Genomic DNA, 21,043 nt, shown 5'->3' on the forward strand with positions numbered 1-21,043 from the left:
GGACCGGGCCCCGGGCCGCGCACGGCGTCAGTGGGCGGCGGACTCCCAGTTCTCGCCGACGCCCACCGACACGTCCAGCGGGGCGCGCAGCTCGACGGCGCCCGCCATCTCGCGGCGGACGATCTCCTCGACCTTCTCCTTCTCGCCCCTGGCGATCTCCAGCACGATTTCGTCGTGCACCTGGAGCAGCATCCGGGAGGTGCACCCGGCCTTCTGCAGCGCCGCGTCGACGTTCAGCATGGCGACCTTGACGATGTCGGCCGCGGTGCCCTGGATGGGCGCGTTGAGCGCCATCCGCTCGGCCATCTCGCGGCGCTGGCGGTTGTCGCTGTTGAGGTCGGGCAGGTAGCGGCGGCGGCCGAGCATCGTCTCCGTGTACCCGGTGGCCCTGGCCTCCTCGACGGCGCGCTGGAGGTAGTCCTGCACCCCGCCGAACCGCTCGAAGAAGGTGTTCATCAGGCCGCGCGCCTCGCCCGCGTCGATGTTGAGCTGCTGCGAGAGGCCGAACGCGGACAGGCCGTAGGCCAGGCCGTACGACATGGCCTTGATCTTGCGGCGCATCTCGGGGTCGACCGCGGAGCGCTCCACCCCGAACACCTGGGAGGCGACCGTGGTGTGCAGGTCCTCGCCCGACTTGAACGCCTCGATGAGGCCCTCGTCCTCCGACAGGTGGGCCATCACGCGCAGTTCGATCTGGCTGTAGTCGGCCGTCATCAGGCAGTCGTAGCCCTCGCCGACGACGAAGCCGCGGCGGATCGCCCGGCCCTCGTCGGTGCGGACCGGGATGTTCTGCAGGTTGGGCTCGGTGGAGGACAGGCGTCCGGTCGCGGCCACCGTCTGGTTGAACGTGGTGTGGATGCGGCCGTCGGCGGCGATCGTCTTGATCAGGCCCTCGACGGTGACGCGCAGCTTGGCCTGCTCGCGGTGGCGCAGCATGATCACCGGCAGCTCGTGCTCGGTCTGCGTGGCCAGCCAGGCCAGGGCGTCGGCGTCCGTGGTGTATCCGGTCTTCGTCTTCTTCGTTTTGGGCAGCGCCAGCTCGCCGAAGAGGATCTCCTGGAGCTGCTTGGGCGAGCCGAGGTTGAACTCGCGGCCCGCCGCCTCGTGCGCCTCCGTCACCGCCTGCTGGACCGCGCCCGCGAACTGCTGCTCCATGGCGGTCAGGTGCGCCCGGTCGGCGGCGATGCCGTGCCGCTCCAGACGGGCGAGCAGGATCGAGGTGGGCAGCTCCACGTCGTGCAGCAGCTCGGCCGCGCCGACCTCCTTCAGCTTCTCCGTGAAGGCGTCGCCCAGGTCGAGGATCGTGCGGGCCTGGCCCATCAGAGCGTCCGCCTCGGCCCGCTCGTCCTCCTCGGAGCCGAACGCGAGCTGCCCCTCGGCGGCGGCGGCCGGGGCCAGCTCACGGCCCAGGTACTCCACGGAGAGCGCGTCCAGCGCGAAAGACCTGCGGCCCGGCTTGACCAGGTACGCGGCGAGCGCGGTGTCCATGGTGACCCCGGCGAGCGACCAGCCGTGCTCCGGCAGCACCCGCAGCGCGGCCTTGGCGTTGTGCAGGACCTTCGGGCGCTTCGCGTCGGCGAACCAGGCGGCGACGGCCTTCTCGTCGGCCTCGTCGAGCTGCGCCGGGTCGAACCAGGCGGCGGCCCCGTCGGCGGCGGCGAGCGCGATCTCGGTGACACTGCCCGTGCCCAGCGCCCAGGTGTCGACCGTGGCGACGCCGAGCGGCTGCGCGCCGTGCGCGTCCAGCCACGGGGCGACCTCGCCGGTGCCCAGCTTCGACCCGTCGAGCTCCAGGCCGGCGGCCGGGGCGGCGGCCTCCTCCTCGGCGGCGCCCGGGTCCACCGCGTACAGGCGCTCGCGCAGCGACGGGTTGCGGATCTCCAGGACGTCCAGGACGCCGGCGACGGCGGTCCGGTCGTACGGGGCGCGCGCCAGGTCGGCGGGGGCCTTGGGCAGCTCGACGTCGCGCACCATCTCGGTGAGCCTGCGGTTGAGCTTCACGGCGTCCAGGTGGTCGCGGAGGTTCTGCCCGGCCTTGCCCTTGACCTCCTCGACGCGCTCCACCAGCTCCGCGAACGAACCGAACTGGTTGATCCACTTCGCGGCGGTCTTCTCGCCGACGCCGGGGATGCCGGGGAGGTTGTCGGACGGGTCGCCGCGCAGCGCCGCGAAGTCCGGGTACTGCTGCGGGGTCAGCCCGTACTTCTCCGCCACCTTCTCCGGTGTGAACCGGGTCAGCTCCGAGACGCCTTTGGTGGGGTACAGCACGGTGACGTGCTCGGTGATCAGCTGGAAGGAGTCGCGGTCGCCCGTGACGATCAGAACGTCGAACCCGGCCGCCTCCGCCCGGGTGGCGAGGGTGGCGATCACGTCGTCGGCCTCGAAGCCGTCGATCGCGAAACGGTCCACGTGCATCGCGTCCAGGAGCTCGCCGATCAGCTCGACCTGCCCCTTGAACTCGTCGGGGGTCTTCGAGCGGTTCGCCTTGTACTCCGGGAACTCGGTGGAGCGCCAGGTCTTGCGGGACACGTCGAACGCCACCGCGAGGTGCGTGGGCGCCTCGTCGCGCAGGGTGTTCGCCAGCATCGACGCGAAGCCGTAGATGGCGTTCGTCGGCTGGCCGGACGCGGTCGTGAAGTTCTCCGCGGGCAGCGCGAAGAACGCACGGTAGGCCAGGGAGTGCCCGTCCATGAGGAGCAGGCGGGGGCGCGCCCCGGCGGGTCCGGTCTCCTTGCCGCCCTGGGCGGACGGGGTCTTGTCTGCGGTCTTCGCTGCTGTTTTCGCCACGCCCCCGATCCTAGGCGGCGCCACTGACAATCCGGGCCGCCCGCCGGTCACGCCCCGCCCCTGACGTCGCGCTGTCGGTGGTCCGTGACAGGATCGAAGAGGTACACGGAGAACGCGAAGAACCGCCGTCGCAGTCCCACCGCCCGAAGATCCACCGCCCGAAGATCCACCGCTCGAAGATCCATTGCCGCAGATCCACCGCTCGAAGGGGAGCGCCATGGCAGCGAAGCCGCCCGTAGGGGACCCGGTCCAGGACGCGCCGCAGGTCGCGGCCCCCCAGCACGCCGCCGCCGGGCTGCCCGCCATCGCGCACACCCTCGCCATGGCCCACCAGCAGATGGGCGCGGCCCGCACCGCCCGCACCCTCCTCAAGGTCAACCAGAAGGACGGTTTCGACTGCCCCGGCTGCGCCTGGCCCGAGGAGGACAAGCGGCACACGGCCGAGTTCTGCGAGAACGGCGCGAAGGCGGTCGCCGAGGAGGCCACCGTCCGCCGGGTCACCCCCGCCTTCTTCGCCGCCCACCCCGTCTCCGACCTCGCCGGGCGCAGCGGGTACTGGCTCGGGCAGCAGGGCCGCATCACCGAGCCGATGTTCCTCGACGAGGGCTCGGACACGTACGTGCCCGTCACCTGGGAACGCGCCTTCGACCTGATCGGCACGGAGCTGAAGGCGCTCTCCTCCCCCGACGAGGCCGTCTTCTACACCTCGGGCCGCACCAGCAACGAGGCGGCGTTCCTGCTCCAGCTCTTCGCCCGCGAATTCGGTACGAACAACCTGCCCGACTGCTCCAACATGTGCCACGAGTCCTCCGGCTCCGCCCTCACGGAGACCATCGGCATCGGCAAGGGCAGCGTCTCCCTCGACGACCTCCACCGGGCCGAGCTGATCATCGTCGCCGGGCAGAACCCGGGCACCAACCACCCGCGCATGCTGACCGCCCTGGAGAAGGCCAAGCGCGCGGGCGCGCAGATCATCTCGGTGAACCCGCTGCCCGAGGCCGGCCTGGAGCGCTTCAAGAACCCGCAGACCCCCCACGGCATGCTCAAGGGCACCTCCCTCACCGACCTGTTCCTCCAGATCCGCCTCGGCGGCGACCAGGCCCTCTTCCGCCTCCTCAACAAGCTCGTCCTGGAGACCCCGGGCGCGGTCGACGAGCTGTTCGTACGCGAGCACACCCACGGCTACGAGGAGTTCGCCGCCGCCGCGCGGGCCGCCGACTGGGAAGAGACGCTGGCCGCGACCGGCCTGGAGCGCGCCGACATCGAGGCCGCCCTGCGCATGGTCCTCGCCGCGAAGAGCGTCGTCGTCTGCTGGGCGATGGGCCTCACCCAGCACAAGCACTCCGTGCCCACCATCCGCGAGGTCGTCAACTTCCTGCTGCTGCGCGGCAACATCGGCCGCACCGGCGCCGGGGTCTGCCCGGTGCGCGGGCACTCCAACGTCCAGGGCGACCGCACCATGGGCATCTTCGAACGGCCCTCCGCCGCCTTCCTCGACGCCCTCGACGAGGAATTCGGCATCACCTCGCCCCGGCACCACGGATACGACGTGGTGCGCGCCATCCAGGCGCTGCGCGACGGCGACGCCAAGGTGTTCTTCGCGATGGGCGGCAACTTCGTCGCCGCCACCCCCGACACCCTCGTCACCGAGGCCGCCATGCGCCGCGCCCGGCTCACCGTGCACGTGTCGACCAAGCTCAACCGCTCGCACGTCGTCACCGGCACCCGCGCCCTGATCCTGCCGACGCTGGGCCGCACCGACAAGGACGTGCAGAAGAGCGGCAAGCAGTTCGTCACCGTCGAGGACTCCATGAGCATGGTGCACGCCTCCCGCGGCAACCTGCCGCCCGCGAGCAGGCACCTGCTCTCCGAGCCCGCCATCGTCGCCCGCATGGCCCGCGCCACCCTCGGCAAGGAGTCCGCCACGCCCTGGGAGGAGTTCGAGCGGGACTACGCCACGATCCGCGACCGGATCTCCCGCGTCGTCCCCGGCTTCGAGGACTTCAACTCCCGCGTCGCCCGGCCCGGCGGCTTCACCCTCCCCCACGGCCCCCGCGACGACCGCCGCTTCCCGACGGCCACCGGCAAGGCCAACTTCACCGCGGCCCCGGTCGAGCACCCCCACCTCCCCGAGGGCCGGCTGCTGTTGCAGACCCTGCGCTCCCACGACCAGTACAACACCACCATCTACGGCCTCGACGACCGCTACCGGGGCATCAAGGACGGCCGCCGCGTCGTCCTGGTCAACCCCGAGGACGCGGCCGCGCTCGGGCTCGCGGACGGCTCGTACACCGATCTGATCAGCGAGTGGAAGGACGGCGTCGAGCGCCGCGCGCCCGGTTTCCGCGTCGTGCACTACCCGACCGCCCGCGGCTGCGCGGCCGCCTACTACCCCGAGACGAACGTCCTGGTGCCGCTGGACGCCACCGCGGACACCAGCAACACCCCCGCCAGCAAGTCCGTGGTGATCCGTCTGGAACAATCAGCGGCCGTCTGAGCGTTCGCTCAGTCACCGGACCGCACGGCCCGCCCGCCGGGCCGCGCGGTCACGCACACCCACGCACCCCGAACGGAGCCTGGCCCATGGGCGAGCAGTCCACCGCGAAGTTCCCGCAGGAAGTCGTCGACGAGTACGCGGCACTCGGCGTCGACCTGGTCTCGATGTTCTCCGCCGGACACCTCGGCACCCGCATGGGCCTGCAGATCGTCGAGGCCTCCGCGGACCGCGTCGTGGGCACCATGCCCGTCGAGGGCAACACCCAGCCGTACGGGCTGCTGCACGGCGGCGCCTCCGCCGTGCTCGCCGAGACCCTCGGCTCCATCGGCGCGATGCTGCACGGCGGCAGCAGGAAGATCGCCGTCGGCGTCGACCTCAACTGCACCCACCACCGGGGCGCCCGCAGCGGACTGGTGACCGGTGTGGCCACGGCCCTCCACCGCGGACGCTCCACCGCGACCTACGAGATCGTCATCACCGACGAGCAGGGCAAGCGGGTCTGTTCGGCCCGCCTGACCTGCATGCTCCGCGACGCCGACCCGAGCACGGTCACGGGCTGACCGGCAGCGTCACACTGCTGAGCCCGGCCCGGACCGACATCCGGGTCCCGGCCGGGTACCGCAGCGTGTGGTCGAAGTCCGTCGACACGAGCACCACGCCCAGCCGGTGCCCCTTCTTGACGACGTACTCCTGCGGCTCCATCCCCCACTTCAGCGCGTACTCCCGGCCCTCCACGACCTCGTCCTGGCGGGAGAGGGAGTTCCGGTTGCGGATGTCCAGCCAGCCCCGTGAAACGATCTTGAAGTCGGCGCTCTCCGTGCGGTGCCTGGTGCGGTACGCGCAACCCGTGTCGCCCGGAACGCCCTGCCCGTAGCAGACCGGCGGCTGCGCGGTGTCCGCGGCCGTGCCCGCCGTCGCCCGGGTGTCCTTCCCGTAGTCCACCAGCAGCGCCGTCACGTACGGCGAGGTGCCCCTGAGCGACGCCACCACCGACAGCTTCGGCACCCCGTTGATCCGCAGGTCCTTCTTCAGGACGTCCGTCGTGTACGCCAGCCGGTTCGGGTTCTGCGCGTCCGGCGCGGCCACCAGCTGCTCCGCCTTCACCGTGCGGCCCGCGTCCGTCAGCGTCTCCTTGACCGGGAATCCGGGCCACGTCCCCAGCCGTCCGCCGGCGTTCAGCCGCAGCGTCTGCTCCCGGGTGCCGCGGGCCGGCCACTCCGACTGCCGCTTCCAGGTGAAGTCGGCCTGCTCGACGTCCACCTTCGGCTCGTCCAGGGCGCCGTTCTCCAGCCCGTACAGCCAGTAGTCGAACCACTGGTGGGTCTGCCGCAGCCACTCCTCCATCCGGAGCGGCATCGGGTTGCTGTGCCCGGCCTGGTGCAGCCACATCTTGCGCGGCACCCCGTGCTTCTTCAGGGCGTCCCACAGCTGCACGGAGTTCTTGGTCTTCACGTTCCAGTCGTTGAGGCCGTGCACGACGAAGACGCCGGCCCTGATCTTCCCGACGTCCTTCAGGTAGTCCCGTTCCTTCCAGAACGGGCCGTAGTCCCCCGTCTCCCGGTCCTGCTCGGCGGTCAGCGCGTCGTGGACCGGGGCGCACACCTCCGGATTGCTGCGGCTGTTGACGCCCTTGGCGAGGATGTCGGTGTCCTCGCCCTGATAGCCGCCCGGCGCGACGACCCCGCCGTTCGCCCGGTAGTAGTCGTACCAGGACGAGATGCCCGAGATCGGGACGATCGCCTTGAGCCCCTTCACCCCGGTCGAGGCGACGGCGGTCGGCAGGGTCCCGTTGTACGAGATCCCCATCATCGCCGAATCGCCCGTCGACCAGGTCGCCTCGACCGGCTTCCCCTCCGGGTCCCAGCCCTTGGCCCGCCCGGCCAGCCAGTCCACGGCGGCCTTCGCGCCGAGGGTCTCGTTGCGTCCGCCGGAGGTCGAACAGCCGGTGGCCCCTCCGGAGCCGACGTTGTCGACCTCGGCGACCGCGTAACCGCGCGGCAGGTAGTAGTTGTCGTAGTAGCCGCCGTACGTCACCGGGCCCGCCGCCGCGAGGGACGGCCGCCGGGACTCCGCCGACCGCTTGCCGAGCGGCAGCCCGTCACCGTCCAGGTCGACCTCGTGGAACGGCACGTCGGGACCGCCGCCCCAGTACGGGCTCGCCTCGATGATCGTGGCGACCTTCAGCCCGGCGTCGGTCTCCTTGGGCCGCAGAATCCGCATCCGTATCGTGTCCCGCTTGCCGTCGCGGTCGCTGTCGGTCGCGGTCTCGACGTCGACCTGCTGGTGAACGGCGTCGGCGCGGGAGAACACCGGCTGCGTCCGGTTGTTCACGATCTTCAACGCGGGGTCCGGCGCGGCGGCCGCCGGGGTGGGCAGCGCCGCCAGGAGGGACGCGGCGAGCGCCGCCATGCCCGCCTTCCGTACCGCTCTCGAACGGGGTGCATTCGGTCTCGCCATCGTGCCTGCCTCCGGGGGTTCGGGATGTGCGGGTCACACGTGAAGCGCACCGCACATTCCACCCCTGCCGCCCCGTTCGCACCAGGGGGCGGTACCGGCGACGCGGCCGGCACCGCCCCGGCAGGCGGTGCCGGGCTGACCGGTGCCCGGTTCACGGGGACCGCGTACGACTGTCCCCGCCGCCTTCACCCGGCGCGCGGCTCCCGGACTGGCGAACGTGCCACCACCACGAAGCGCCGGCCTTCTCGCACCTGTAGTCGATGCAGCCCTCACGCACGAACTCCTGACCCGCGTCGATGCACTTCGACCGGGTGGAGCAGTAGCCCTTGTACGTCCACCACACCCCCGTGGTCTGCGACACCTCGACGCCGGGGGCGCCGGCCGGCGGCACGGCCGCAAGGGCCGGGGCGCCCACCCCGGCGAGGACCGCGGCGGACATCACGACGCCCACCACTGCGGCACGCATGCGCGTGTACGGCTTCCCTTCGTCGACGTCCCCGAGGGCGACGCCCTCGAAATCGAACGCGCGACTGACAAGTGGGGCACATGATGCCCCCGAGCCCCCTGGTCCACAACCGCGCCGGACCACCTTGCCAACCCCAACACGCCTTCTACGGTGGAGAGATGGACAAGACGCGCACCGCCGCCATCGCGGCCGCCATCGCCGCCGTCCTGCTGACCGGATGCGACAGCGGCACGGAGCGAACGCACCCGGCACCCGCCGCCGGGACCCCCTCCTTCCCTCCCCTGACCACCAAGCCGCTCGCCGAGATCTGCGCGGACCTGACCTCCTACTGGGTCCGTGAACGGCTCGCCGGGCGCGGCACCGGCGACTACATGAAGGAGGGCATGTCCAACGCCCAGAACAACATCGTCATCTCCGTGATGGACGCCGCACGCAAGGAACGCGCCCGCGCCGGCGACGCGGCGGCCGAGAAACTCATCACCGCGCGCACCACGAGCGACTGCGCCGCCCACTACCGCAACGGCAGGCCCACCGAGCCCCCCTGGCACTGATCCCGTACGCCTCACGGACCTCAGGGGAGCGGCCCGTCCCGCCGCACAGTCACCGGATTCCGGGATTCCCCGTCCGGATGCCGCAAAAAAGTTACGCAACGTAACACTGGCGGGAAGCGGAATGAGTGCATCCAGCACCCTTCGACACGCACCGCAGAACGCTTTCTCCACAAGTCGTCCGCATAGCGGACGGTCAGTACCGTGAACACCCCAAGCCCCTTAATCATGCTGGGAGTTCTCGGTATTCGAGATTTCAGCCCCCGCCGGAAAGAGGGGAAAAGCCCGGCCTGTGACCCCGACTTCTGGCCATGGCATAACAAGAGCGTCACATCCTGCGCACGTCGCTCCCCGGTGCCTCTCCCTGCGCCTAGAGTCACGGCCAGTCACCGCGCCGCCGGGCGCGTCGCCGCAGCACCGCACTCAGCAACGCCCACGTACGGCCCGGCGATCGACACGGCGCCTCACGTCGAGGAAGCCGCGCCAGGGAAAGGACCCCTTCGTGCGACACCGTTCTTTGCTCATACTCACCACCGTGCTCACCACCGGAGCACTCACCCTCACCGCCTGCGGATCCCGCGACGACAAGGGGACCACCGGCAGCACCGGCGGCGGCGCCAAGACCAAGGTCATCATCGGTGTCGACGCCCCCTTCAGCGGCGACCTCTCCGCGCTGGGCCTCGGCATCCGCAACTCCGCCGACCTGGCGATCAAGATCGCGAACAAGAACAACACCGTTCCCGGCGTCGAGTTCGTGGCCCAGCCCCTCGACGACCAGGGCCAGCCCAACGTCGGCCAGCAGAACGCCGCCAAGTTCATCAGCGAGAAAAGCCTCGTCGGCGTCGTCGGCCCGCTGAACTCCAGCATCTCCCAGGTGATGCAGAAGCCCTTCACCGACGCCAAGCTCACCCAGGTCTCCCCGGCCAACACCGGCACCGAACTGACCCAGGGCGACGGCTGGAAGACCGGCGACAAGAAGCGCCCCTTCGCGGCCTACTTCCGCACCGCCACCACCGACCAGGTGCAGGGCGCCTTCGCGGCGAAGTTCCTGAAGGAGAACAAGAAGATCGACTCGGTCTACCTGATCGACGACCAGAAGACCTACGGCGCCGGTCTCGCCGCCTCCTTCAAGGAGCAGTTCACCAAGCTCGGCGGCAAGATCGTCGGCACCGACACCGTCGTCCCCGAAGAGCGCGACTTCAACTCCATCGTCACCAAGGTCAAGAGGTCCGGCGCCCAGGCCCTCTACTACGGCGGCGAGTACCCCGCGGCCGGCCCCCTCAGCCAGCAGCTCAAGGACAGCGGCACCAAGATCCCGCTCATGGGCGGCGACGGCATCTACAGCGCCGACTTCCTCAAGCTCAACAAGAAGGCCGAAGGCGACCTCGCCACCTCCGTCGGCAAGCCCGTCGAGAAGCTCGACTCCGCCAAGAAGTTCATCGCGGACTACAAGGCCGCGGGCTACAAGGAGGACTACGAGGCCTACGGCGGCGGCACCTACGACGCCACCTGGTCCATCATCGAGGCCGTCAAGATCGCCGTCGCCGCCAACAACGGCAAGGTCCCCGACGACCTGCGGCCCAAGGTCCTCGACTCCATGTCCAAGGTCAAGTTCGACGGCGTCACCGGCCCCGTCGCCTTCGACGAGTTCGGTGACACCACCAACACCATGATGACCGCCTACGAGGTCGTGGGCGGCAAGTGGGCGGACAAGCACAGCGAGGCCTACAAGCCCACGTCGTAACCCGACACCCCGCACCACCCCACACCCCAGACCGCGCGGGCGCGCCACCAGCGCTCCCGCGCGGTGCCATATTCCGAACCACTGACGGAGGCCCTGCGGTGCACGAACTGCCGCAACAGCTGGCCAATGGACTCATCCTCGGCGCGATGTACGGTCTCATCGCGATCGGCTACACGATGGTCTACGGCATTGTCCAGCTCATCAACTTCGCCCACGGCGAGATATTCATGGTCGGCGGCTTCGGCGCGCTGACCGTCTACCTCATACTGCCCGCCGGGTTCTCCCTCGGCGCCGCCATCCCGCTCATGATCCTCGGCGGCATGGTCGTATCAGTCGCCGTGGCGACCGCCGCAGAACGCTTCGCCTACCGCCCCCTGCGAGGCGCACCACGGCTGGCGCCCCTGATCACCGCGATCGGGCTCTCCATCGTCCTGCAACAACTCGTCTGGCAGTGGTACCCCGACGCCAAGAAGGACCACGTCTTCCCCCAGCTCAAGGGCGAAGCCATCAGTCTCTTCGGCGCCAACATCCAGCCCGGCGGCCTCTTCCTGCTCATCGCGGCCCCCCTCTCCATGGTCATCCTCGGGTTCTTCGTCAACAAGACCCGCACCGGCCGCGGCATGCAGGCCACCGCGCAGGACCCCGACACCGCCAAACTCATGGGCGTCAACACCGACCGCATCATCGTCACCGCCTTCGCGATCGGCGCCGCCTTCGCCGCCGTCGCAGCCGTCGGATACGGCCTCCACAACGGCCAGGTCAGCTTCCGCATGGGCTTCCTGCTCGGCCTCAAGGCCTTCACCGCAGCGGTCCTCGGCGGCATCGGCAACATCTACGGCGCCATGCTCGGCGGCCTCGTCCTCGGCGTCGCCGAAGCCCTCGCCACCGGCTACGTCGGCGACATCCCCGGCCTGGAGCTCTTCGGCGGAGGCAGCTGGAAGGACGTCTGGGCCTTCAGCCTCCTCATCATCGTCCTCCTCGTCAGGCCCCAGGGCCTGCTCGGCGAGCGCGTCGCGGATCGGGCGTGAGCACCATGACCACCACCAACCTCACCAAAACCCCCGACGCCGCCCCCGGCGCCCCCCTCATCCCCCTGCCACTCGGCACCGCCCGCATCCTCACCCTCGCCGGATCCGCCGTCACCCTCGTCGGCACCTTCCTCGCCTGGACCTGGAGCCAGGACTTCCCCGGCAACCTCACCGTCACCGGCTACCCCGGCGGCCTCCAGACCCTCACCCTCACCGGCGCCCTCCTCACCCTCCTGTTCACCCTCTCCGGGTACGGAATCAAGGGCCTGCGCTGGCTCACCCCCGGCGGCACCCACAGCCCCGTACGGCTGCTCGCCCTCGGCACCCTCGGCACCACCCTCTTCGCCATGGCCGCCATCTCCGTCGTCCTCGGCGGCCTCATCAACCTCGACCCCGGAGCCTGGATCTCCGGCGTCGGCGCACTCGCCGCCACCGTCGGAGCCTTCGCGCTCCCCGAAGACGCACACGGCGAAACACCCGCAGCCAACGGCTGGGAACGCTTCCGCCAAAGCCTCAAGGCCCCCGCCCCCAACACCCCCGAGCCACTGCCCGGCTGGGCCGAAATCCTCGTCATCACCGGCGTCTTCGCCGCAGGCCTCTTCGTCTTCGCCTACGGCATCGACATCGAGTACCCCGAACTCTTCATCGGGTTCCTCATCACCGTCGGCTTCACCTTCGCCGCATTCGGCAAAGCAGGTCTCCCCCGCCGCACCAGCCAGCTCGCCGGCAAGCACCGCAAGGTCGCCATGCTCGCCGCCCTGGCCGCCGCGATCTGCTTCCCCTTCACCCAGACCAACGACCAGTACGCCCTCATCGGCGCCCAGGTCCTCATCTTCGCCACCGTCGCCCTCGGCCTCAACGTCGTCGTCGGCCTCGCCGGACTCCTCGACCTCGGATACGTCGCCTTCCTCGGCGTCGGCGCCTACACCGCGGCCCTCGTCTCCGGCACCGCCAGCTCCGCCTTCGACGTCAAGTTCCCCTTCTGGGCAGCCGCTCTGGCCGGCGCAGCCGCCTCACTCCTCTTCGGCGTGATCATCGGCGCACCCACCCTGCGGCTGCGCGGCGACTACCTCGCCATCGTCACCCTCGGCTTCGGCGAGATCTTCCGCATCACCGTCCTCAACCTCAACGGCAAGACCGGACCCGACATCACCAACGGCTCCAACGGTGTCACCAACGTCCCCGACCTCAACATCTTCGGGTTCGACCTCGGCATCCAGCACGACGTACTCGGCTTCACCCTCACCAGGTCGGCCAACTACTTCCTGCTGATGCTGCTGTTCACCGTCATCGTCGTCCTCGTCTTCCGGCGCTCCGCCGAATCCCGCATCGGACGCGCCTGGGTCGCCATCCGCGAAGACGAGACCGCCGCCACCGCCATGGGCATCAACGGCTTCCGCCTCAAACTGATGGCCTTCGCACTCGGCGCCGCCCTCGCCGGATTCGCCGGCTCCGTACAGGCACACCTCGGCTACAGCGTCACACCCGAGCAATACCAGTTCGCCGGGTCCGTCGCCCCGAACTCCGCGTTCCTGCTCGCCGCCGTCATCCTCGGCGGCATGGGCACCATCGCGGGTCCGCTCATCGGCGCCGCACTCCTCTACCTCATCCCGGCCAAACTCGCCTTCATGCAGGACTACCAGCTCGTCCTCTTCGGACTCGCCCTCATCCTGCTGATGCGCTTCAAGCCGGAAGGCCTCGTCGCCGACCGACGCAAGAAACTCGAATTCCACGAAACGGACCAACAGGCCGCATCCGACGACGCGTTGACGGGCGCAGGCACCGGCGTCGCGAAGGCGGGGGCGTGAACACCATGGCAACTCCCACAGCCACCACCACAACCGTCCTCGACGCGAGCGGCGTCACCATGCGCTTCGGCGGCCTCACCGCCGTACGCAACGTCGACCTCCACGTCAACACCGGCGAAATCGTCGGCCTCATCGGTCCCAACGGCGCCGGCAAGACCACCTTCTTCAACTGCCTCACCGGCCTGTACGTCCCCACCGAAGGCAAGGTCAGCTACAAAGGCACCGTTCTGCCGCCCAAGCCCCACCTCGTCACCCAGGCAGGCATCGCCCGCACCTTCCAGAACATCCGGCTCTTCGCCAACATGACCGTCCTGGAGAACGTCCTCGTCGGCCGCCACACCCGCACCAAGGAGGGCCTCTTCTCCGCCCTCCTGCGCGGCCCCGGCTTCAAGAAGGCCGAAGCCGCCTCCCACGCCCGCGCCATGGAACTCCTGGAGTTCATCGGCCTCGCCCACAAAGCCGACCACCTCTCCCGCAACCTCCCCTACGGCGAACAGCGCAAGCTCGAAATCGCCCGGGCCCTCGCCAGCGACCCCGGACTCCTCCTCCTGGACGAGCCCACCGCCGGCATGAACCCCCAGGAGACCCGCGCCGCCGAAGAGCTCATCTTCGCCATCCGCGACCAAGGCATCGCCGTCCTCGTCATCGAGCACGACATGCGGTTCATCTTCAACCTCTGCGACCGCGTCGCCTGCCTCGTCCAGGGCGAGAAACTCGTCGAAGGCACCCCCCAAGTCGTCCAGAGCGACGAACGCGTCGTCGCCGCCTACCTCGGCACCCCCTTCGAAGGCGCCCCCGGCGCCGAAGAAGCCGCCGAAGTCGCGGCAGCCGAAGCACACGCCGAGGCCGACAGCACCACCCGCACGGACCGCACCGAAGGAGACACCCCGTGACCGCCCTCCTGGAGGTGGAGGACCTCCGCGTCGCCTACGGCAAGATCGAAGCCGTCAAAGGCATCTCCTTCAGCGTCGAAGAAGGCCAGGTCGTCACCCTCATCGGCACCAACGGCGCCGGCAAGACGACCACCCTGCGCACCCTCTCCGGGCTCCTCAAGCCCACCGGGGGCCGCATCACCTTCGACGGCAAGCCCCTCGACGGCGTCCCCGCCCACAAGATCGTCGCCCTGGGCCTCGCCCACTCCCCCGAAGGCCGGCACATCTTCCCCCGGCTGACGATCACCGAGAACCTCCAGCTCGGAGCGTTTCTGCGGAGTGACAAGGACGGCATCCAGAAGGACATCCAGCGCGCCTACGACCTCTTCCCCATCCTCGGGGAACGCCGCAAGCAGGCCGCGGGAACGTTGTCCGGCGGCGAACAGCAGATGCTCGCCATGGGCCGCGCCCTCATGTCCCAGCCCAAGCTGCTCATGCTCGACGAGCCCTCCATGGGCCTCTCCCCGATCATGATGCAGAAGATCATGGCGACCATCGTCGAGCTCCGCGCCTCGGGCACGACGATCCTGCTCGTCGAGCAGAACGCGCAGGCCGCGCTCTCCCTCGCCGACCAGGGCCACGTCATGGAGATCGGCAAAATCGTCCTCTCCGGGACCGGCCAGGACCTCCTCCACGACGAGAGCGTCCGCAAGGCGTACCTCGGCGAGGACTGACCGTTCCTCGTGCCTCGTGCACGAAGAGGCCCGCCCGCACTGTGACAGTGCGGGCGGGCCTCTTCACGTACCGCTGCGGCCTACTGCTCCTTGGCCGCCTGCTTCTTCTCCTCGGCGTCCTCGATGACCGCCTCCGCGACCTGCTGCATGGACAGCCGGCGGTCCATCGACGTCTTCTGGATCCACCGGAAAGCGGCCGGCTCCGTCAGCCCGTACTGCGTCTGCAGGATCGACTTCGCCCTGTCCACCAGCTTGCGGGTCTCCAGCCGCTGGGTGAGGTCGGCGACCTCGTTCTCCAGCGTCTTCAGCTCCGCGAACCGGGACACGGCCATCTCGATCGCCGGCACCACGTCGCTCTTGCTGAACGGCTTCACCAGGTACGCCATGGCCCCGGCGTCCCGCGCCCGCTCGACCAGGTCGCGCTGCGAGAACGCGGTGAGCATCAGCACCGGGGCGATCGACTCGGCGGCGATCTTCTCGGCGGCGGAGATGCCGTCGAGGACCGGCATCTTCACGTCCAGGATCACGAGGTCCGGCTTGTGCTCCCGGGCCAGCTCCACGGCGGTCGCACCGTCTCCGGCCTCGCCGACGACCGAGTAGCCCTCTTCCTCCAGCATCTCCTTGAGGTCGAGCCGGATGAGGGCTTCGTCCTCGGCGATGACGACGCGGGTCGTCAGCGGCGGAACGTGCGACTTGTCGTCGTCGGCGACGGGCGGCTGGGGCGACTCGGGGGTGGTCACGGGGCTCCTCGTTACGGGGCAGATACTGCTGCCAAGAGCGTACCCAGCTGCGGTATGGTGGTCATGCAGCGGGTCGCGGGAAACCTTCGATTCGTTAGGCCCCGGTAGCCCAACTGGCAGCAGGCAATGGATTCAAAACCCATACAGTGTCGGTTCGAATCCGACTCGGGGCACTTTTCCTTGGATTCGAAGGTCACGTGATTTTGGCGACACTCCACACGATCGTGTGAGGGTGCCGCCTTTCTCGTGCGCCATGACCGAATCGTTCGCAAGATCGCTCCCGTGTACGGCATGGCAACACGCAAGCGAGCACTTTCCCTCGTCGCTCAGGGCCGCAGCCTCAACTCCGTGAGCAAGGAAACCGGCATATCCCGGTACGCCATCCGCTCCTGGCAGACCCGCATCGAACCGCTGCCCCGCAGCGCCGGCGCACCGATCCGCGACACACCGGCGGACCCGGCCGCGTACTCCTACCTCCTGGGCCTCTACCTGGGCGACGGATGCCTCAGCGAGCACCCGCACGGCGGACATCAGCTCCGGATCGCCTGCGCCGACGCGTGGCCCGGCCTCATCGAGGAGTGCCGTACAGCAATCACCGAGGTACTCCCCCAGAGCAAGGTGTGCCTCCTCCAGCGGCAGGGTTGCGTCAGCGTGACCAGCTACAGCCGGAGTTGGCCGGACCTCTTTCCTCAGCACGCGCCCGGCAAGAAGCACCTTCGGCAGATCGGCCTGCGACCCTGGCAGCAGCGCATCGTGGACGAATTCCCCTGGGAGTTCATCCGGGGGCTCGTCCACTCAGACGGCTGCCGGATCACCAACTGGACCACACGGCTCATTGGCGGCGTACGCAAGCGCTACGAGTACCCTCGGTACTTCTTCACCAACAAGTCCGAAGACATCAGGCACATGTTCACCGATGCGCTGGATTCCGTGGGCGTGGCGTGGAAGCCGTCCAGCGCGTGGAACATCTCCGTGGCCCGACGGGCGTCCGTCGCGTTGATGGACGCCCACGTCGGGCCCAAGTACTAGCCGGTGCGCCCTACTTCGGGCTGTCGTCCTCGCCGATGTGGTGGATGCGGACCAGGTTCGTGGAGCCCGCCACGCCCGGCGGGGAGCCGGCGGTGATGACCACCACGTCGCCCTTCTGGCAGCGGCCGATGCGCAGGAGCTGTTCGTCCACCTGGGCGACCATCTCGTCCGTCGAGTCGACCTTCGGGCCGAGGAAGGTCTCCACGCCCCAGGTGAGGTTGAGCTGGGAGCGGGTGGAGGGTTCCGGGGTGAAGGCCAGGAGGGGGATCGGGGAGCGGTAGCGGGAGAGGCGTTTGACCGTGTCGCCGGACTGGGTGAAGGCGACCAGGAACTTCGCGCCGAGGAAGTCGCCCATCTCCGCCGCCGCGCGGGCGACCGCGCCGCCCTGGGTGCGGGGTTTGTTGCGCTCCGTCAACGGCGGGAGGCCCTTGGCGAGGATGTCTTCCTCGGCCGCCTCCACGATGCGGGACATGGTGCGGACGGTTTCGATGGGGTACTTGCCGACGCTGGTCTCGCCGGAGAGCATCACCGCGTCCGTGCCGTCGATGACCGCGTTGGCGACGTCGGAGGCCTCCGCGCGGGTGGGGCGGGAGTTCTCGATCATGGAGTCGAGCATCTGGGTGGCGACGATCACCGGCTTGGCGTTGCGCTTGGCCAGTTTGATGGCGCGCTTCTGGACGATGGGGACCTGTTCGAGGGGCATCTCGACGCCGAGGTCGCCGCGGGCGACCATGATGCCGTCGAAGGCGGCGACGATGTCGTCGATGTTCTCGACGGCCTGGGGCTTTTCGACCTTGGCGATGACGGGGACCTTGCGGCCCTCTTCGCGCATGACGCGGTGGACGTCTTCGATGTCGCGTCCGCTGCGGACGAAGGAGAGGGCGATGATGTCCGCCCCGATGTCGAGTGCCCAGCGGAGGTCTTCGATGTCCTTCTCGGAGAGGGCGGGGACGGAGACGGCGACTCCGGGGAGGTTGAGGCCCTTGTGGTCGGAGACCATGCCGCCTTCGATGACCTTGGTGTGGACGCGGGGTCCGTCGACCGAGGTGACCTCGAGGGTGACTTTGCCGTCGTCGACGAGGATGCGTTCGCCGGTGGTGACGTCGGTGTTGAGGCCGTCGTAGGTGGTGCCGCAGGTGTGACGGTCGCCTTCCATGGGTTCGACGGTGATGGTGAAGTCGTCACCGCGTTCAAGGAGTACGGGGCCTTCACGGAAGCGTCCGAGACGGATCTTCGGGCCTTGAAGGTCGGCCAGGATGCCGACGCTGCGGCCGGTTTCGTCGGAGGCCTTGCGTACGTGCTGGTAGCGCTCTTCGTGTTCGGCGTAGGTGCCGTGGCTGAGGTTGAAGCGGGCGATGTCCATCCCGGCTTCGACCAGGGCCTTGATCTGGTCGTATGTGTCGGTGGCGGGGCCCAGGGTACAGACGATCTTTGCTCGGCGCATACGTCCGAGCCTAGGGCTTACCGGCGGGTAGGTAATTGGCGTCGCATGACTACTCAACAACCTTTGCATGAAGGGTTATTGACAAGTGTTGAATTGTGCGCGGGGGTGCTCTGATGAGCAATTCCGGTGCGGCTTTCACAGTTGCGGGGGTGCCATGGTGAAGCGTGCGTTGACGTGTGCGTGGACGGTCTGGCGCTGGGGTTCGAGGTCGAGGGCGGGGGCGGATTCGGGGGCGGCGGCTCCGCGCATCATGGGGCCGCCTCCGTAGCCGATGGTCATGTCCATGGAGGAGTTCTCGCTGCCGTCGTCGGCGAGTTCGAGGAGGGCGACGAGGCGGGTGCCGAGGGCTTCGGCGTAGGCGCGGGCGCGGGCGACGGCCTCGTGGACGGCCTGGGTGCGGGCCTGGGCGTAGGCGGGTGAGGTGGGGCGGAGTTTCCACCAGGGGCCGTCGACGCGGGTGAGTTCGAGGTCGGAGAGGCGGGTGGTGAGTTCGCCGAGGGCGGTGAAGTCGGCGAGCTCGGCGGTGAGGTGGACGCGGCCGTGGTAGGCGCGGATGTTCTCGGTGCGGCCCTTGCGGGTGAGTTCGGGGTTGATGGAGAAGGAGCCGGTTTCGAGTTTCTCGACGGCTTCGCCGTACGTCTTGATCAGATCGAGGACGGCTGCGTTGCGGCGGGTGAGGTCGTCGAGGGCGGTGCGGCGGTCGGTGCCCCGGGCGCTGACGGTGACGGAGATGCGGGCGAGGTCGGGGTCGACTTCGAGGCGGGCTTCGCCGCGCACGGCGACGCGGGGTGCGTCGGGGGTGCCGTAGGGGGCGGCGGGGGTGGGGGTGTCGGTGGTCATGCGGGCTCCCTGGGTCGGCGTACGCGCTCTGGTTGATGGCGTACGTCCACTGTGGCATCCGGGTCTGACATCGGGCAGTCACCGGATCGAAACCTGTGAGGGGTGTCGTGGGGAGCGGGGGTGGGTCAGAATCTACGCGCGTTGTGCATGGGCAACGCGTGGATCCGGGTGTGGACGAAGGAGTTCAAATGCCGCTGAATCGGCGGAAGTTTCTGGGGCGGGCCGCTGCGACGGGCGCCGGTGCCGCGCTGGCGGGCGGGGTCGCGGGGTCCGCGGAGGCCGCCGGGCACGGTCACGGGCCGGGCGGTCATGGTTCCGGGCGCCCTGCGAAGCGGTACTCCTTCACCGTGATGGGGACGACGGACCTGCACGGGAACGTCTTCAACTGGGACTACTTCACGGACCAGGAGTTCGACGACAAGGCGCACAACGACGTGGGCCTGGCGAAGATCTCGACGCTGGTGAACGCGGTGCGCGCGGAGAAGGGGCGTCGCAACACGCTGCTGATCGACGCGGGCGACACGATTCAGGGCACGCAGCTCTCGTACTACTACGCCAAGGTCGATCCGATCACGGCGAGGCGCGGTCCGGTGCACCCGATGGCGCAGGCGATGAACAAGATCGGTTATGACGCGGCCGCGCTCGGCAACCACGAGTTCAATTACGGGATTCCGGTGCTGCGGAAGTTCGAGGAGCAGTGCGATTTCCCGCTGCTGGGGGCGAACGCGCTGGACGCGAAGACGCTGCGGCCGGCGTTCCGTCCGTACAGCATGCACCGTCTGCGCACGCCGCACGGGCGTGATGTGAAGGTGGCCGTTCTCGGCCTGACGAATCCCGGTATCGCGATCTGGGACAAGCAGAACGTGCAGGGGAAGATGGTGTTCCCGGGCCTTGAGGAGCAGGCGGCGAAGTGGGTGCCGAAGCTGCGGTCGATGGGTGCGGACGTGGTGATCGTCTCCGCGCACTCGGGTTCGTCGGGGACCTCGTCGTACGGTGACCAGTTGCCGTACGTGGAGAACGCGGCGGGTCTGGTGGCGGAGCAGGTGCCCGGCATCGACGCGATTCTGGTGGGCCACGCGCATACGGAGATCCCGGAGTACTTCGTCGAGAACAAGAAGACGGGGAAGAAGGTGGTCCTGTCGGAGCCGTTGAAGTGGGGCCAGCGGCTGACCCTGTTCGATTTCGAGCTGGTGTGGGGCCGGGGCCGCTGGACGGTGGAGAAGGTCCGGGCGAGCGTGCTGAACTCGAACACGGTCGCCGAGGACCCTCGTATCAACGGGATGCTGGGCGACGAGCACAAGAAGGTCGTCGCGTACGTGAACCAGGTCATCGGCACGTCGACGGTGGCGATGACGACGGCGGAGGCGGCCTGGAAGGACGAGCCGCTGATCGATCTGATCAACCTGGTGCAGGTGGAGACGGTGAAGGCGGCGCTGGCGGGCGGGGAGTACGCGGCGCTGCCGGTGCTGTCGCAGGCGTCGTGCTTCTCGCGGACGGCGAAGGTTCCGGCTGGTCGGATGACGATCAGGGACGCGGCGGGTCTGTATCCGTTCGAGAACACGCTCGAGGCGCGGTTGCTGACCGGGGCGCAGATCAAGGAGTACCTGGAGTACTCGGCGAAGTACTACGCGCAGACGCCGGCGGGCGGTCCGGTGGACACGGCGAAGCTGACGAACGCCGAGGGGACCCCGGACTACAACTACGACGTGGTGTCGGGTCTGACGTACGAGATCGACATCGCGAAGCCGAAGGGTTCGCGGATCGTGAATCTGGCGTTCGAGGGGAAGCCGTTGGACGCGAAGGCGCAGTTCGTGTTCGCGGTGAACAACTACCGGGCGAGTGGCGGTGGCGCGTTTCCGCACATCGCGTCGGCGAAGCAGTTGTGGGTGAACTCGGAGGAGATCCGGAACACGATCATCACGTGGGTGAAGGCGAAGGGAACGGTGGATCCGGCGTCCTTCGCGTCGGTGGACTGGCGGCTGACGCGGGACGGTGTGCCGGTGTTCTAGTTCGGACTGTATGAGGAAGGGCCGCGCCTGTGGACAGGGC

At 68.9% G+C, this 21,043-nt stretch carries 16 protein-coding genes and 1 tRNA gene; 11 read left to right on the plus strand and 6 right to left on the minus strand.

Annotation, left to right across the window (positions count from 1 at the left end; translation table 11 throughout):
* Positions 1-27: 27 nt before the first annotated feature.
* Positions 28-2,787: a DNA polymerase I gene (gene polA / locus ACZ56L_RS17550; RefSeq protein WP_471064859.1), complete on the minus strand. Its 2,760-nt coding sequence runs from the start codon at positions 2,785-2,787 to the stop codon at positions 28-30.
* 217 nt (positions 2,788-3,004) lie between these two features.
* On the opposite strand from polA, the gene ACZ56L_RS17555 reads away from it, so the two are divergent.
* Positions 3,005-5,284 carry an FdhF/YdeP family oxidoreductase gene (locus ACZ56L_RS17555; protein WP_471064861.1) on the plus strand — a complete coding sequence of 760 codons (2,280 nt, stop codon included), beginning with the start codon at positions 3,005-3,007 and terminating at the stop codon, positions 5,282-5,284.
* Positions 5,285-5,370: 86 nt separating this feature from the next.
* The gene (locus ACZ56L_RS17560; RefSeq protein WP_345224028.1) at positions 5,371-5,844 is read left to right on the plus strand and encodes a PaaI family thioesterase; all 474 of its coding nucleotides are present in this window, start codon (positions 5,371-5,373) and stop codon (positions 5,842-5,844) included.
* On the opposite strand, the gene ACZ56L_RS17565 is transcribed toward ACZ56L_RS17560, so the two are convergent.
* Positions 5,834-7,693, minus strand: coding sequence for a Xaa-Pro dipeptidyl-peptidase (locus ACZ56L_RS17565; protein ID WP_471064863.1), 1,860 nt, complete (start codon positions 7,691-7,693; stop codon positions 5,834-5,836). The genes ACZ56L_RS17560 and ACZ56L_RS17565 overlap by 11 nt on opposite strands.
* Positions 7,694-7,892: 199 nt before the next feature.
* On the minus strand, positions 7,893-8,207 hold the full coding sequence (locus ACZ56L_RS17570; protein WP_471064865.1) for a hypothetical protein: 315 nt from the start codon (positions 8,205-8,207) through the stop codon (positions 7,893-7,895).
* A gap of 158 nt (positions 8,208-8,365) precedes the next feature.
* On the opposite strand from ACZ56L_RS17570, the gene ACZ56L_RS17575 reads away from it, so the two are divergent.
* From ACZ56L_RS17575 to ACZ56L_RS17600, 6 genes are all read left to right on the plus strand, one after another.
* Positions 8,366-8,758, plus strand: a complete 393-nt coding sequence (locus ACZ56L_RS17575; protein WP_345224019.1) for a hypothetical protein — start codon at positions 8,366-8,368, stop codon at positions 8,756-8,758.
* A gap of 514 nt (positions 8,759-9,272) precedes the next feature.
* Positions 9,273-10,499, plus strand: a complete 1,227-nt coding sequence (locus ACZ56L_RS17580; protein ID WP_345226566.1) for a branched-chain amino acid ABC transporter substrate-binding protein — start codon at positions 9,273-9,275, stop codon at positions 10,497-10,499.
* A 98-nt stretch (positions 10,500-10,597) separates the two neighbouring features.
* The gene (locus tag ACZ56L_RS17585) at positions 10,598-11,527 is read left to right on the plus strand and encodes a branched-chain amino acid ABC transporter permease (RefSeq protein ID WP_345224016.1); all 930 of its coding nucleotides are present in this window, start codon (positions 10,598-10,600) and stop codon (positions 11,525-11,527) included.
* 5 nt (positions 11,528-11,532) lie between these two features.
* Positions 11,533-13,335 carry a branched-chain amino acid ABC transporter permease gene (locus ACZ56L_RS17590; RefSeq protein WP_345226564.1) on the plus strand — a complete coding sequence of 601 codons (1,803 nt, stop codon included), beginning with the start codon at positions 11,533-11,535 and terminating at the stop codon, positions 13,333-13,335.
* 5 nt (positions 13,336-13,340) lie between these two features.
* Positions 13,341-14,228, plus strand: coding sequence for an ABC transporter ATP-binding protein (locus ACZ56L_RS17595; RefSeq protein ID WP_345224014.1), 888 nt, complete (start codon positions 13,341-13,343; stop codon positions 14,226-14,228).
* Positions 14,225-14,941 (plus strand): ABC transporter ATP-binding protein, encoded by a 717-nt coding sequence (locus ACZ56L_RS17600; RefSeq protein ID WP_345224012.1) that lies wholly within the window; start codon positions 14,225-14,227, stop codon positions 14,939-14,941. Before ACZ56L_RS17595 ends, ACZ56L_RS17600 begins: the two co-directional genes overlap by 4 nt.
* Before the next feature lie 80 nt (positions 14,942-15,021).
* Here the strand turns inward: ACZ56L_RS17600 and ACZ56L_RS17605 are convergent, their stop codons facing one another.
* Entirely contained in the window at positions 15,022-15,681 is a 660-nt protein-coding gene (locus ACZ56L_RS17605) for an ANTAR domain-containing response regulator (RefSeq protein WP_345224010.1), read from the minus strand.
* Between the two features lie 98 nt (positions 15,682-15,779).
* Here ACZ56L_RS17605 and ACZ56L_RS17610 point away from each other — a divergent pair.
* A tRNA-Leu gene (locus ACZ56L_RS17610) sits at positions 15,780-15,854 on the plus strand.
* A 109-nt stretch (positions 15,855-15,963) separates the two neighbouring features.
* On the plus strand, positions 15,964-16,710 hold the full coding sequence (locus ACZ56L_RS17615) for a helix-turn-helix domain-containing protein (RefSeq protein ID WP_345226562.1): 747 nt from the start codon (positions 15,964-15,966) through the stop codon (positions 16,708-16,710).
* A 10-nt stretch (positions 16,711-16,720) separates the two neighbouring features.
* Here the strand turns inward: ACZ56L_RS17615 and pyk are convergent, their stop codons facing one another.
* Both pyk and ACZ56L_RS17625 read right to left on the minus strand, forming a co-directional pair.
* A complete protein-coding gene (gene pyk, locus ACZ56L_RS17620; RefSeq protein WP_345224008.1) occupies positions 16,721-18,154 on the minus strand; it encodes a pyruvate kinase in 1,434 nt (477 codons plus the stop codon).
* A gap of 135 nt (positions 18,155-18,289) precedes the next feature.
* Positions 18,290-18,994, minus strand: a complete 705-nt coding sequence (locus tag ACZ56L_RS17625; RefSeq protein ID WP_471064869.1) for an SIMPL domain-containing protein — start codon at positions 18,992-18,994, stop codon at positions 18,290-18,292.
* A 188-nt stretch (positions 18,995-19,182) separates the two neighbouring features.
* On the opposite strand from ACZ56L_RS17625, the gene ACZ56L_RS17630 reads away from it, so the two are divergent.
* A complete protein-coding gene (locus ACZ56L_RS17630; protein ID WP_471064872.1) occupies positions 19,183-21,003 on the plus strand; it encodes a bifunctional metallophosphatase/5'-nucleotidase in 1,821 nt (606 codons plus the stop codon).
* The last annotated feature ends 40 nt before the right edge of the window (positions 21,004-21,043 follow it).

It is taken from the genome of Streptomyces sp. NPDC039736, from assembly GCF_055596485.1.

Excerpts from the sequence above, each read along its gene's own strand:
- ACZ56L_RS17555 (WP_471064861.1), top strand. The coding sequence starts at position 3,005 with ATGGCAGCGAAGCCGCCCGTAGGGGACCCGGTCCAGGACGCGCCGCAG.
- ACZ56L_RS17560 (WP_345224028.1), top strand. The coding sequence starts at position 5,371 with ATGGGCGAGCAGTCCACCGCGAAGTTCCCGCAGGAAGTCGTCGACGAG.
- ACZ56L_RS17565 (WP_471064863.1), bottom strand. The coding sequence starts at position 7,693 with ATGGCGGCGCTCGCCGCGTCCCTCCTGGCGGCGCTGCCCACCCCGGCG.
- ACZ56L_RS17570 (WP_471064865.1), bottom strand. The coding sequence starts at position 8,207 with ATGCGTGCCGCAGTGGTGGGCGTCGTGATGTCCGCCGCGGTCCTCGCC.
- ACZ56L_RS17575 (WP_345224019.1), top strand. The coding sequence starts at position 8,366 with ATGGACAAGACGCGCACCGCCGCCATCGCGGCCGCCATCGCCGCCGTC.
- ACZ56L_RS17590 (WP_345226564.1), top strand. The coding sequence starts at position 11,533 with ATGACCACCACCAACCTCACCAAAACCCCCGACGCCGCCCCCGGCGCC.
- ACZ56L_RS17595 (WP_345224014.1), top strand. The coding sequence starts at position 13,341 with ATGGCAACTCCCACAGCCACCACCACAACCGTCCTCGACGCGAGCGGC.
- pyk (WP_345224008.1), bottom strand. The coding sequence starts at position 18,154 with ATGCGCCGAGCAAAGATCGTCTGTACCCTGGGCCCCGCCACCGACACA.
- ACZ56L_RS17625 (WP_471064869.1), bottom strand. The coding sequence starts at position 18,994 with ATGACCACCGACACCCCCACCCCCGCCGCCCCCTACGGCACCCCCGAC.
- ACZ56L_RS17630 (WP_471064872.1), top strand. The coding sequence starts at position 19,183 with ATGCCGCTGAATCGGCGGAAGTTTCTGGGGCGGGCCGCTGCGACGGGC.